At 40.1% G+C, this 14,041-nt stretch carries 12 protein-coding genes and 1 tRNA gene; 3 read left to right on the plus strand and 10 right to left on the minus strand.

Translation table 11 applies throughout. The annotated features are described in order from the left end of the window. Positions 1–142 precede the first annotated feature (142 nt). Positions 143–613, plus strand: coding sequence for a DUF1569 domain-containing protein (locus ACVW0P_RS19375; protein WP_457133607.1), 471 nt, complete (start codon positions 143–145; stop codon positions 611–613). Between the two features lie 551 nt (positions 614–1,164). On the opposite strand, the gene ACVW0P_RS19380 is transcribed toward ACVW0P_RS19375, so the two are convergent. Then, positions 1,165–1,644, minus strand: coding sequence for a Dps family protein (locus tag ACVW0P_RS19380; protein ID WP_457133532.1), 480 nt, complete (start codon positions 1,642–1,644; stop codon positions 1,165–1,167). A gap of 442 nt (positions 1,645–2,086) precedes the next feature. Between ACVW0P_RS19380 and ACVW0P_RS19385 the strand changes: the two genes are divergently transcribed. Beyond that, positions 2,087–3,052, plus strand: a complete 966-nt coding sequence (locus tag ACVW0P_RS19385; RefSeq protein WP_457133533.1) for an NmrA/HSCARG family protein — start codon at positions 2,087–2,089, stop codon at positions 3,050–3,052. Positions 3,053–3,301: 249 nt separating this feature from the next. Here the strand turns inward: ACVW0P_RS19385 and ACVW0P_RS19390 are convergent, their stop codons facing one another. From ACVW0P_RS19390 to ACVW0P_RS19430, 9 genes are all read right to left on the minus strand, one after another. Then, positions 3,302–4,111 (minus strand): SDR family oxidoreductase, encoded by an 810-nt coding sequence (locus ACVW0P_RS19390; protein WP_457133534.1) that lies wholly within the window; start codon positions 4,109–4,111, stop codon positions 3,302–3,304. A gap of 625 nt (positions 4,112–4,736) precedes the next feature. Then, the gene (locus ACVW0P_RS19395; RefSeq protein ID WP_457133535.1) at positions 4,737–5,666 is read right to left on the minus strand and encodes a VTT domain-containing protein; all 930 of its coding nucleotides are present in this window, start codon (positions 5,664–5,666) and stop codon (positions 4,737–4,739) included. Positions 5,667–5,992: 326 nt separating this feature from the next. After that, positions 5,993–7,219 (minus strand): site-specific integrase, encoded by a 1,227-nt coding sequence (locus ACVW0P_RS19400; protein ID WP_457133536.1) that lies wholly within the window; start codon positions 7,217–7,219, stop codon positions 5,993–5,995. A 250-nt stretch (positions 7,220–7,469) separates the two neighbouring features. After that, positions 7,470–7,554: transfer RNA gene (locus ACVW0P_RS19405), tRNA-Ser, on the minus strand. 87 nt (positions 7,555–7,641) lie between these two features. Continuing rightward, complete coding sequence (locus tag ACVW0P_RS19410; protein ID WP_457133537.1) at positions 7,642–8,622, minus strand: YihY/virulence factor BrkB family protein; 981 nt, start codon at positions 8,620–8,622, stop codon at positions 7,642–7,644. 11 nt (positions 8,623–8,633) lie between these two features. Continuing rightward, a complete protein-coding gene (locus ACVW0P_RS19415) occupies positions 8,634–9,041 on the minus strand; it encodes an acyl-CoA thioesterase (RefSeq protein ID WP_457133538.1) in 408 nt (135 codons plus the stop codon). After that, positions 9,041–10,060: an endolytic transglycosylase MltG gene (mltG, locus tag ACVW0P_RS19420; RefSeq protein WP_457133539.1), complete on the minus strand. Its 1,020-nt coding sequence runs from the start codon at positions 10,058–10,060 to the stop codon at positions 9,041–9,043. The genes ACVW0P_RS19415 and mltG overlap by 1 nt, the downstream gene beginning before the upstream one ends. A gap of 7 nt (positions 10,061–10,067) precedes the next feature. Beyond that, a complete protein-coding gene (locus ACVW0P_RS19425; protein ID WP_457133540.1) occupies positions 10,068–10,388 on the minus strand; it encodes a rhodanese-like domain-containing protein in 321 nt (106 codons plus the stop codon). Then, the gene (locus ACVW0P_RS19430) at positions 10,372–11,166 is read right to left on the minus strand and encodes a PASTA domain-containing protein (RefSeq protein WP_457133541.1); all 795 of its coding nucleotides are present in this window, start codon (positions 11,164–11,166) and stop codon (positions 10,372–10,374) included. Before ACVW0P_RS19430 ends, ACVW0P_RS19425 begins: the two co-directional genes overlap by 17 nt. 186 nt (positions 11,167–11,352) lie before the next feature. On the opposite strand from ACVW0P_RS19430, the gene ACVW0P_RS19435 reads away from it, so the two are divergent. Further along, on the plus strand, positions 11,353–13,941 hold the full coding sequence (locus ACVW0P_RS19435; protein ID WP_457133542.1) for an ATP-binding protein: 2,589 nt from the start codon (positions 11,353–11,355) through the stop codon (positions 13,939–13,941). Positions 13,942–14,041 lie beyond the last annotated feature (100 nt).

Below are 14,041 nucleotides of genomic sequence, written 5' to 3' on the forward strand. Positions count from 1 at the left end.
CATGCTTTTATAGCATTTGCTGCAACCCAAAAGTCAGCTAACCCCTGGGTCAATTTGGCCCGAAATAGGGTGGTCTCTATCTCCATAATATACACTCTGGCATTCTTTTTTGGCGTTATTGCGCTACATCCCGAAATACTTTGTGGCCAAGCGGGTAAGCGGTGAAGCCTTTTTTTCGGCTAAAACCTACCGAAGATTTGAAGGAAGACTAATAAGACTTAACCCATCATCTCATTCAAATTGGGGTAAGATGGATGCTGCACAAATGCTACATCATCTTAATCTGTCAATGGGGAGCGGCCAGGGCTACTATTTTTTGCCGGATGAAAGTAATTTCCTCTCCAGGAGCCTGATCAAGTGGATCGTTATAGACCTTTACTCAGAACAGCCGAAAGGGTTAGAGCTACCTATCGGTATGGCGGTCAGCCATGAGAATTATTGCAACTTCGATTTTGAGAAAACAAGATTTTTAGAGATTCTGGATAAAGCGGTCTCTTCAACGGCATCTAAACAATGGCAGCCGCATTGTTACTTTGGAATACTTTCAGCAAGCGAGTGGGGTAAATTATGTCTTATTCATATTGACTACCACTTGAAACAGTTCAACTGTTAGGCGAATAAATAATTTTTTTTTCATCATTTTTTTTGGCCTGAAAATTTCTCTGGTAACAGCAATAGTTACCACTTTAAGCAACTTATAAATATGTATTTCAGTCGCTGCTAATAAGGAAAGTCCGATGTTCTTTAAACACGTAATAAAAACATGTTCATAATTTATGATAGTGAATAAAATTCCTTTCAGAATCCTGTTCAATGGGTCGCTATTGATCTTTATTCGGATTGAATTTTTGATGTGCAGGTTTCTTAAAATGGCAGTTCATTCACTGGGATGTTGTAGCGGATTTTGCGTAATTCTATATCAGGCGATTTTCAAAGGAATGAAAAGTGCAACCCTTTACAATTTAAGATAAAAATAACTTTTAGCCAGCGAAAATAACCGCATAAAAATTGGAGCCAAAAAAATTGCTCCTGACTGCGGCTGCCGTATTTGGAAAAAGCGCGCAGCAATTTCTTTATTGCATTACTGAAAATGCAGGCTCAATTAATCACACCTGTTGACAGTTAATAAATGTGATTAGTGGACGACCTTACCTTACAAGGTCATCAATCCTCGTTAATAAATGCACTTAGCATCCAGATGGTTTTTTCTTTAAACTGCATAAAGCGATTTACCATATCATTGGTTCCATCATCGCCTGCGTTAGCTGTAATTTCTAAAATAGAGCGCTCCATTTTAATTAAAACGTGCATATCGTTTAGTAACGCTTTCACCATATGGGTATCCTTAAGACCAATGGTATTCATTTCTTTAATAGTCGACTCGCTTATATAATCAGCAAAGGTGCTATATGGCGACTTGCCGAGGGTTAGTATACGCTCGGCTAATTCGTCTATAGTGGTTAAGGCAACGGTGTACAGTTCCTCGAATTTTAAGTGCAGCGTAAAAAAACTTTGGCCTTTTACGTTCCAATGGCAGCCGCGAAGTTTTTGGTAGTGTATGTGGTAGTTGGCAAGTAAATCGTTTAAATGATCTACAACCGGTTTTACTTTTGCCTCTGCCAGGTTAATTTCTTTTGAATCCATGGTGATGTGATGGTTGATATTTAATAATCAAATTTGGGTTTTGGATAAGCTCTTTTGGTTTTCGCACAGCAATAAACAGGCCTGTTCAATAATTTCGATACCTATATCATAGGTACCACAAGTTGTTTTTTAAGGTCGAACAGTTTTGCGCCCATGGTATCGGTGGTCACGCCTTTTGAATCGACTACTACTTGAACAATTTGTTGGTCATGCTGACTCCAATTGATCAATAATAATTCTTAGCCAATCTAATTTTCCCGGTAGAAGATTTGGTTGGCGATTGAAGGGTTTACGAAATCTCGTAACCTTCACCGCCCGGAATACGAAATTTCGTTACCCGTCATTCTTCTCATATTGTATTTCGCTTAAACATGATCATTTCATCAAACGGTATAGATTATGCAGCACTCACTGAAAAGTACATGGATAAAAAATTCATTTGTTGAAACTTGAGAATAATTGTGAAACAGCAGACTTATCAAAACCAAAAGCTTCCATGACATCCACGCTAAAACAAAAAATAGTAGTTTGCGGAGCTACCGGTAACCAGGGCGGTGCGGTTGCGAGATATCTGCTCAGAGAGGAATGCTGGGAAGTAGTTGCGCTTACACGTGATCCCGATTCCCGTGCTGCGAAACAATTAGCAACTATGGGTGCCCGAATCTTCAAAGCCGATACCAACAGTCAGGTTTCGTTAATTGAGCCATTCACAGGTGCCTATGGGGTGTTTGGAGTTACACAGCCATGGTCGGCCACAAAAAAAAATTATGATATCACAAGTGAAATAATCCAGGCCAAAAATATTCTTTGGACATGCCAGCAGTGTGGGGTTTATCACCTCGTATTTAGTTCTTTTATTCGAACGGGAAATGAGCTGACAGGCGTCAGTTTTATAGATAGTAAAGTTGAAATCGAGCGGCTGATCAGGTTTCGTGGCATTTCTTTTACAATCCTTCGCTGTGCATTATTTATGGAAAATATTAAAATCCAACCTAATAAAAGAAAAATCGAAGGAAATTATAGTGGGGAGACGCTCGTGCCTTACATTGCCCTGGCAGACATCGCCAGGGGTGCTGGAATTATCTTCAAAAATCCGGGCACTTATAAGAAAATGACTATCGATCTCATAGCGGATTTTTTAACTGGGAATAAAATAGCGGAAATATTAAGCTTGGTATACCATGGAAGGGATTTTAGGTATTATGCTGTTAAATCTTGGAAGCTTTGGATATTAAAACCGGATGTATACCAGCTTCGCCGCTTCCTGGAAAAGCAAAATAAGCAAAGTTTCCATAAGATGTTCGTGAAAACACAAAATTTCTTTACTGGTTCTATGTTTAACCCTTTAAAAGTAGGCGAATTTTTGACTAAAAAATTAAAGCTGTCAGGCAGAATAAAAGATCTATAATTATAATTTAGTTCATTATTTACGTTCTCCCAGTATTGTAGCTAAAAATAAATTAGGCAAAAGATGTTATATACATTTTGAAGTATCGTGTCTAAAGAATGTACGCAATGCGTAAGATTGTCAGAATATTTTTAAAAAAATTCAGATGAAATAATTTTCTGATCAGCGTGTGCCTACTTACATTTAGGCAGAGAAACACTGATACATTCTTATAGAAAAATTATTTTTTAGAAGCCGGATTTACATCAACTATTCTAAAAAACTAGTCTTAATCTGCGCTCTGAATTCCTCATCCCCAACTTCCAAGCGTTTTGCGTAAAGAATTTTGGCGTCTTTGCCTGCAATATAACGCAACTGTTTTTTACCGTCGGTTGCTGCTTCAAAAACAACTTCTGCAATTTGTTCGGCCGTTGAATAATTTTCGGCACGCGCAGGGTCACCAAATGCTTTCATTACTTTTCCTATAGACCCAGCGTAGGCTTCATGTTGCGCAAATTGAAGCGAGCGCCCTGCAAAATCCGTTTTTATACCTCCTGGGGAAACCGTCTTTATTCCTACACCGAACTCCTCAAGTTCAAAAGCCATACTCTCACTCCAGCCTTCAAGAGCCCATTTAGTTGCGTGATATACAGAATTAAAGGGAAAAGCGACTAAGCCCCCGATTGAGGTAGTAGTTATGAAAAGGCCTTTACCTTGTTTTCTAAAAAATGGAATAAAAGCTTTGGTCACCATTATTACACCCAGCAGATTTGTATTGATTTCGTTGACAACCTGTTCATCGGAAGTACCTTCAAGAGGCCCTACCAACCCGTAACCTGCATTATTAAAAACTACATCTAATCTTTCTTTAAGAATTACCTGTTCAGCAGCATTCTGGATTTCATTCACATTGGTGACATCCAATTTAATCAGCTCAATATTGCGGTATCGTGACAGATCTTTTTCGTCTTCAGGCTTACGCATCGCAGCAATAACATCCCAACCATTTTCGGAAAATAAAATTGCGGTCGCTTTCCCAAGTCCTGAAGATGCGCCGGTAATTAAAATAGTTTTTGACATGATATTTAAATTTCAGGTATTCTAATAAATCAACAAAACTTGACTTCTTATGTTTTATTTCTTGTTTACGAATTGTTGTAGAATCCTTATAAATTGATGATATTAAAATGTGTTAACAACAAGAGGACAAAATATCCCGATACATGCCTGACTAACAATTTAAGAACTAGTTAACATCCCCTTAGCTCAACTTTTCAAACATGGTTTTTTGGAAAATGGTGCCATTTTCATTCTAACTATAGATATTAAATTTATCGTAATTAAAACTAACTATTTGCTTTATCCGGAAATTAATCCATTTATACATATGGATTAATTATTTAGCTAATAGCTAAATTTTTATCGGACAACCGACAACTTATGCAGATTCTTGAATGCAATAAAGGGGATGTTGCGGAAGTAGAAAATAAAATTGCTGAATTAGAAGCCACCCGAAATCTTTTGTCTCTCACCGAATATGTTTAAAAGACATGATGTTCATCATAAACCACTCTTTCAAATTCTTCTGCCGGAAGATCTAGCGGGCTTAAATTATAGCAGTGAAAATTCTATTTAGGGTTCGGCTATCAGTAGTACCAGAAATAAAAACACTTATCGAATTATATCATTGAACTTATTTGCGACCTCAAATGAAAGAAATTTCTCCACCAGATTTTGCCCATTCTTCCACGCCGCCCAGCAAAGGTCTTATCCTTTTTAAGCCAGTTTTGCGTAATTTCTTAGCATATTTTGCCGCGGTAAGTTCGTTTGGGCAAGAACAATAGACAATTATTTCCTCATGTTCAGAATAAAGATTGGCAATCTCAATTAAATTATTGTCGCTTATAGATATAGAACCGGGGATGAACCCGTTCCTCGTGCGCTGGTCGGCAGGACGTGCATCGAATATTACAGGATTCGCTCTTTTCTGAATCAAATCTAGCAGATCATTGACCGTTACCCGGTCAGTTTTGAATTGTCTGATAAGAAGATATCGTTGCAACCATTTTGCTAAAAGGTAGATAACAAATAATACTATGACAATCACAACACCAAACTTTCCGAATTTTGTAAGTGTAGTAATTAAGCTACTGATCTCATGACGAAATAGCATTCCAAGGCTAACAGCAGCAATACTGTAAATTGCACCGGCAATTATCGAGTAGCCTATGAACGAAGATAACGACATGGCATAAACACCTGCTACTACGGGAGCTAAGGTAGAGAGGCCGGGAACGAATTTTACGACGGTCAACGCAGGAGGGCCGTAACGATTAAAAATATCTCCGCTACTTTTGACGCAAGAGTCGGGTGATAAAGAGATTCTACACAGTTTTCCTAATACGCTGGTGCCAAGTTTTTTACCAGCGAAGTATAAGATAATGTCACCAGTTAAAGTTCCGAAGATTGCGGTAAGTGCTAGCGCAATAATATTTAAGGTATGAGGAGGTGTGACTGCTGCCGTAACAATCAGGATCGCAAACGCAGGTAAAGGCAAGCCAACGCTCTGTAATAGCGTAATGAGAAATATTATCCAAAGCCCGTAAGCCTGTACCAATTCAATTAACGTGTTCATTTATTAAAGCTGACAATAGATAAAATTAAAGTAATAGATTATGATACTGCCGCTTATGATGAAATTTTACGTTAGCATGCTATAAAGCGCGTTAAAGGTTTACGATCAGTTATCCTGCGCTTCAAATTTTGCAAGACTGCTAAACTGCTTGGTTTTCATTCCGATATGGGCAGCTATATCCTTAAGAATAAGCGCTGTATCCGCTTTAAAAATCGGATTCAAAAGTGAAAATATTCTTGACAAGCTACACCTCGATGCGGTGGGTATAATCCCACCGCTCAAAATTTGTTTATAATACTGATGAGATACATTTTATAAATATAATGTTAGCTCTTTTTTTCACTAAGTAAGTTTCTAAGTTTACCCATGTCTTGACCTACTTTGATATCTAATGTCTTTGCATAATGTTGTGTTTGGATTAAGTTAGAATGACCTAACATTTTCGAAACCGATTCGATTGGTACGCCATTGCTTAGCGTTATTGTAGTCGCAAATGTGTGTCTCGCAATGTGGAACGTTAAATTTATCTTAATACCACAGCAGTCAGCTATTTCTTTAAGGTAAGAATTCATTTTTTGGTTAGTTAGCACAGGAAAAGCAAGGTTGCTGACAATGCACTTTGGATGATCATGATATTTCTCCATTAACCTCACAGCCTCTTGTAACAATGGAATATGTGTGGCCGTTTTAGTTTTTTGTCGCTTTGTAAAAATCCATTTTTCACCATCCGCACCCTCGCAGATGTCGTTTATTTTTAATTGTTGCAAATCCACATAGGATAAACCGGTGTAACAACTAAATAGAAACATATCTTTAACCTGATTTATACGGTCGCTTTCGAATTTCTTTTGAGTAATTCGTTTCAATTCAATATTTGTTAGTGCGGTTCGTTCAACTTCTTTTTTTGTAAGTTTAAAATTTGCAAATGGGTCTACGGTTAACCATTTATTTTTCACGCATACCAAAACTATCTTTTTAAAATTTCCAAGGTATTTCATAGTTGTATTATGATTACATTTTCGAATGCTTTTTAACCAAAAAGCATATTCGCTGATAAATTCAAAATTCAATTCTTTAATGTCTTTGTCAGATACTTTATATTTCCAAAATATAAACTGCTTTGTATGCTCATAAGACGTGTTGTACCGCTCTATTGTACCTGGGGCAAAGTCTATACCTTCCAATGCTTTCATTTGCTCGTTATGGTGCTGAAATAACTCGAGGATCATTCTTTGGGATTCATCAAAACCTATCAAAACATTTTTGATGGCGGCTGATGTAATCAGCTTATCAGTTTCCATTAGCGATTTTTTCGCTTCGTAGACTTTTTGTTCCAGCGTATTCAAATAATAATTGAGTTCCCGGGATTCTTCTTTTGTCCCAGTAGCTCTGCCGGCAGCAGAATTCCATTTTGAGGGATCCCATTTTCTTTTCGCTGAAAGTTCTTTAGGGTGTCCGTTTACGGTGATCTTAAGATAGATTGGTAACAGGCCGTTTTTGTAATTCTTGGGCTTTCTCATAAAGAATAATAACCCAAAGCTTTTTTCTAACATAATCAACAATTTTTATGGTTAACAAATGTCGATTTTAAGCCCTGAAATGACAAGATGTTTCACTATCGAACATGTTGTAAATCAGTTAATTGTAGCGTTTCCATTGAGTCTTTTTTTTTAATTTAATTTACTCAACGAATAACTCAATAGAATTATGCGATTATATGAATGTTTTGGTAGGGTAGTAGGAACGAAAAAGGCCTCAAATCAACGATTTGAGGCCTTTTAGATGTTTTGATACGTATATCAGCGGAGAGCTAGGGATTCGAACCCCAGGACCTGTTACAGTCAACAGTTTTCAAGACTGCCGCAATCGACCACTCTGCCAGCTCTCCGGGGACAAAAGTACAAATCCGGGGCGAATTGCCAAACTTGATGTTAATTTTTTTTTAATTAATTGTAATGTATTGACAGCCATTGGGTTATTGCCCCAAATCCTCTGCTTTTTTGATGCGGAAGGTGTTAAACCGAGGTTTTTCGATACGGATAGTGCGCTTGGAAAGGTCAATACTGGCGTTTAATTCGAAGCCGATGAGTAAAATCATCGAGTTTAGATACAGATATATCATCACTACAATAAGGGTACCAATGGCGCCGTAAACCGTATTGTAGGATGAAAAATTATTGGTGTAGTAGGTAAACCCTATCGATGTTACTATGGCCAGCGATGTTGCCAGTACCGAGCCGGGGTTGATAAACTTCCATTTGCGCTTGTTTGAAGGCCCGTAGCGGTACAATATGCAAATGGTGGTAAAGAATATCACCAGAATAATTATCCATCGCGAGAAGGCTATCAGCCAGAACCAAAAGACAGCATCGCTATCTAATTCCCTTTTGATAAAATAAATTACAGATTGGCCGGCCGTCATGATTACGATGGCTATCAACAAGGCTATACTAATCATTAACGTAAGCAAAAGCGCTATAAAGCGCCTTTTTAGCCAAGTACGGGTTTCCAGTATCAACGATGATTTGTTGAAGGCCTGCATTAAATTGCTTACTCCGTTAGTTGCGAAGTAAAGGGCTGTAATAAAGCCCAACGATAACAACTTACCGTTTTGGTGCTTGATGATATCAATAATAGTGCTTTTAAAGGCCTGATAGGCGTTTGTAGGCATAATTAAAGCGAATAGGCTAAGCAAGTTATCTTGGAAACCTTTTACCGGTATGTAGGCTATCAGCGTAAATAAAAATATTATGGCCGGGAACAGCGCCAGCATAAAGTTATAAGCCAAGGCAGCCGCACGGTTAGCTAACGACGTTTTTTGGATCTCAAGGATAAAAAACACAACAACCGTGTATAAAGGCAAAGGCCTAAAGCCGGGGATGTAAACGGTTTTGGCCCAGTCGGTAAGGTATTGGTAAAACTTAAAGTGCAGTAAAAATTTGTGGGCCCATTTCATTAAGGATAAAACTACTCAAAAAAAGGCTTTAGTTTTTCAATAAAATCGGCAGGGGGCAGGCAGGGGCGGTTGCTCTTCATATTTATAAAGGCCAGCAACGTTTCGCCCAGGTGTATCAGTTCTTCGTGCTCGTTAAATAATTCGTAACTGAAATGGATTTTTACGCCGGGCATCTTATCCATAATAACGTTGATGGTAATTTCCTCATCGTAACGGGCAGGTTTAAGGTATTTGCATTTAAGTTCCAATACAGGCATCATAATGCCCGATGCTTCCATGCCGCTGTATGTGAGGCCAAGGCTACGAAGCATCTCTACACGGCCAACCTCAAAAAACTCGGCGTAGTTACCGTAATACATATAGCCCATCTGGTCGGTTTCGCCGTAACGAACCCTCAATTTGGTAGCGTTCTGGAACATTAGCGTTTAATATTCCTGTCGTTAAGGGCCTGCTGGAATGCCTTGGCATTAACCTTGTGCTCGGCTTCGTTAGTAGCAAAGGCATGGTTGCCGCTAAAATCTGCCTTGGCGCACATGTATAAATAGTCCGTTTTCTTATTATCTAAGACCGAGTTTATAGCATTTATCGATGGCATCATGATAGGGCCGGGCGGCAAACCTTTATACATGTAAGTATTATATGGGGAATTAGTAAGTAAATCACGATAAAGCACACGCTTAATAGTATAATCGTTCACCGCGAAGATGACGGTAGGATCGGACTGCAGTTTCATGCCTTTGTTAAGGCGATTAAGATAAAGGCCTGCAATGGTTGGCATCTCGTCATCACGCAAAGCCTCGGCATCAACTATTGATGCTAAAACCGAAACCTCCTGCGGTGTAAGTTTAAGGGCAGCTGCTTTTTGCTTCCGTTCCGGCGTCCAAAATTTTTGGTAGTTGGCATACATTTTATCAAATAATTTCTCTGGCGATGTATTCCAGTATAACTGGTAAGAATTTGGAATAAAAACGGTATAAATATTATCTGTAGTAAAGCCGTGTTGCTCGGCAAATTTGGCCGAATCTAACAGGCGCAATACCGAAACTGAGTCGGCTTCTATTTTCTTAGATACAAAACCGGCAAACTGATTTTTAAGCCTGATATTATGGAAGGCAAGCGTAACCGGCTCCTGATTGCCCGATTTTAGCATGTTAACTAAATTACGGTTACTCATGCCGCTTTTTAAACGGTACTTGCCTGGCTTAACCTTTACAAACTTCATGCTCTGGGCCGATTGTAAAAACGAAGTAGTGTCTTTGACAATGCCCTGCTGGGTTATAGATCTGTAAACGTCATCAAGCGTAGATCCTGTTTTTATGTACAGGTATTCCTGCTTATCGGTAACGTTTGGCCCAAAAAAACGGAGGTAATAAAATATGCCTGTACCGGCTAATGATAATACGATGATGACCACCAGTGCTATCCAGAATTTTTTCATGCTATGTTTAGGAAGATGTGTTGTTAATATTTAGTTTTTGCAGGGCTTTAAGGCCACCGGTAAGGTTTAGCACGTTTGCAAATCCGTTATCGGTTAAAATGGCTTGCGCTGTTTGGCTCCTGATACCTGCACTGCAAATAACGATTATCTCGTCGGTTTTGTTGTAGCCGGTGCTATTAATGTTATGCGCCAGCTTATTTACCGGGATATTTGGCCCGCCAATATTAAAGGTATGGTATTCCATAGCTTCCCTAACATCAAGCAGGTTTAAAGTTTCGCCGGCCCGTAAACGCTCCTGTAATTGTGCCGCGTTAATTTGTTGGGGCATTCTCTGCTTTACCTTGCGATACGGTTAAATTGATTCGTGTGCCGATGCTGGTTTTACTTAACGAATCGCTGTGCATCGGCGATTGTGAAACCACCAATACGTTGGTAGAGTCGCTTATAGATCCCTCGTAAGTGATGGTACCGATAGTTAACCCCGCGCCCTTGATAGCGAATTTCGCCGCATCAAGGTCAAGGTTCAGCAATTCCGGTATCTCAACCTCGCTTGCGCCTTCGCCGTTACCCAGCACCAAGTCAAGCTTAGAGCCTTTTGGTATTTTGGTGCCCGGTTTTATGATCTGCCCGCCAAAACGTACCTCCAGTACACGGTCGCGCGCAATGTCAGACCTATAGGTGGTGTCGCCAACTTTTAAGCCGTAATTAGATAATATAGCCACCGCCTCGCGGTAAATGCTTTGTTCGGTAGTCAGATCCGGCAGGGACACAGGTGGCGCAAGTTGGGTAACCATGGTAAGATATATGGTGCGGTTTTCTTTAACGTTGGTGCCGGCATCAGGGTCTTGCTCCACAATAGTCCCGGGGGCTTGGTCGGGCACGTAAACCGAATCTATCTTAAAGCTGAACCCCTGCTCTTTAAGCAGCTCCATAGCCCTATCAACATTAAGCCCTTTAAGCTTTGGGACAGGAATGCCCTGGCCATGGCGGGTGTACGAGCTAAGGCTGAAAAAGGCGATCAGTACGATGCTGATAACCGTGGCTATAACCAATAATATAGTGTTTCTGAATTGCCTGGTTTTTAAATAAGCCCAAAAATTACTCATGTTTTTCTGTAGGAAATTTAACTTCAAACATAGCTAATAATTTCGGATTTCGGATTTCGGTAAGATATGATGCCTTTGGTATGTGCTGTTCATTCACTTTTCGGCAAACTAATTCGCATTAACATTGTTTTTCATATTATCAATGTTAAACTGCATAAATTAGCGGTTCCTAATTAATATATATCGATGGAAAATACGTTTGGGAAGAATATAAATCCCGACAATGATGAACAGCGTATTTCTGCGCTAAGGCGTTACCAGATCCTGGATACTCCACCCGAAAATGCATTCGACAATGTAGCACGGTTGGCAGCCCAGATCTTTAAGGTACCCATATCTTTGGTTTCATTGGTAGATGCCGATCAGGTTTATTTTAAAGCCAATATCGGTATGGGCGAAGCAAAAGTCACCTCAAGGGGGATTAGCCTTTGTTCCCTCGCGGTTTTAAAACAAGACTTTACCGTTTTTGAAAACGCGCCCGATGAACCCTGCCTGTTAACTAACCCCAACGTAGCAGGCTCGTTCGGCCTCAAATTTTACGCGGGTGCGCCCCTAACCACTCATGACGGTTTTAGGATAGGTACTTTATGTGTAATTGATAAAACACCACGCCCGTTCACAAAAGAGGATGAAAAGGTTTTAGAAGGATTGGCTAAAATTGTGATGGACGAGATAGAGCTCAGGCTCTCTGCTATCCAAGAAACAGCTAAGCTGCAAACCGCGATTGAGGAAGCGGCTGCCATTAATGAAGAATTGCTAACCGCCAACGAGCAGTTGGTAAATACGCAGGCCAGCCTGCAAGAAAATGTAAAAAAGATTATTGTTAGCGAAGTCAAGCTAAAATATATGATAGCCGATGCGCCCGTGGGCATTGGTGTTTTAAAAGGCCCTCAATTTATTGTAGAATCTGCCAATAACAAGTTAATTGAACTTTGGGGTAAAACAGATGAGGTGATTGGTAAGGCTTTGCATATAGCCCTGCCCGAACTGGAAGGGCAGCCTTTTTTTGAGATCCTGAATGGTGTTTTGAACAGTGGCCAGCCATTTTATGGGAATGATTTTTATGCAAGGCTGGTTAGAAACGGTGAGCCAGCAGATGCTTATTTCGACCTGGTGTATCACCCGTTAAAAGATAACTCGGGCCAGGCCACAGCCATAATGGTTGTTGCCACCGAAGTTACTGACAGGGTACTTGCCCGCCATAAAATAAATGCTGCCGAAGAAAGGTTGCGCCTTGCTGTAGATGCAGCAAATTTAGGATCGTGGTTTATTGACCCGGTGACCAAAGGCCTGGAATATAACAACAAGTTAAAAATTATTTTTGGTTACAACGGCCCCCAAAAAATGACTTATGAGCAAGCTATAGGGCAGGTAACGGAGGAATACAGAGAAAAAATCACTGTGGAGATCAACAAAGCGATCTCAAGCGGTGATGATTATGATATTACTTATACCCAGCGGCGGTTTAATGATAATGAGGTGATCTGGCTAAGATCTATAGGTAAGATTGCGCAGGATGAAAAAGGGAATTACACCATGTTTTCTGGAGTGGTTATGGATGTTACCGGGCAGGTGAACATTCGCAGGGAGATAGAGGACCTAAATCAGCAGCTGTCTGCCACTAATGAAGAAATTATGGCTTCTAATGAAGAATTAATTTCAACAAACGATGAATTGAAAGAAATTCAGGATAGCCTGGTTTTAGCTAAGACGAAACTCGAAGAAAGTGAAGAATTGAAAGATATCGCTATTGAACAGGCAAAACTTGGCATTTGGTATATGGATGCGGTTAGAAGGGATTTTATACCATCGGTGCGTTTAAAAGGATTTTTTGGCTATGGGCCTGATGAAAAAATGCCTTACGAAGCTACGGTTAATCAAATACAGGAAGACTATCGCGAACGGGTAACGACGGAAGTAGATATAGCCATCGCCAACGGTAAACCCTATGACATATCGTATCCGATCATAGAGTTTAGAACCAATAAGTTACGGTGGGTAAGGGCGACGGGAAAACTTAACCCGGCCCGGAATAGCAGGGCGTCATATTTTTCGGGTACGATTATGGATGTTACCGAGCAGAAAGAGGACGACCAGCGTAAAAATGATTTTATAAGCATGGTAAGCCACGAACTTAAAACTCCGCTAACGTCAATGAACGGCTATATCCAAATGCTGCACATGGTTGCCAAGAAGAAAGACGACACATTTGCCACCGGGGTTTTGGACAAAGCGAATAAGCAAGTCTGGAAAATGAATACGATGATAGACGGGTTCTTGAATATGAAGCGCCTCGAAACCGGCAAGATCCCATTGGACAAACAACCTTTTGATATGGCCGATCTAATCAGGGAAATGGAGGAGGAATCTACCGCGACTATTTCAACCCATAACATAGTTTTTGCACCTGTAGAGCCAACGCAAACCGAAGCAGACCAAGATAAGATAGGCCAGGTGATTAATAATTTGATTGGTAATGCGGTTAAATACTCACCAATTGGGAGCACTATAAATATAGCCTGCCTATCTATTGGTAATGATGTACAAGTGAGCGTTAAAGACCGTGGGATGGGTATTAGTGAGGAGGATCAAAAGCATTTGTTCGGCCGCTTTTATCGCGTGGAAAGTAAAGCAATGGCGCATATAAACGGCTTTGGTATTGGCTTATATCTTTGTGACGAGATAATTACCCGCCATGGCGGTAAGATCTGGGTGCAAAGTGAGATAGGTAACGGCGCAACTTTTTATTTTAGCATTCCCACGCGTTTGCAATAGTAGGTTATTGATGTGCGGGTAATGTAGGTTTGCGATTGTGATAGCTGTAAATAAGCCAAGTGAGCACCGCACAAAATTTTTGCGGGCATATCCTCACATT

This window comes from Mucilaginibacter sp. UYNi724, from assembly GCF_054057495.1.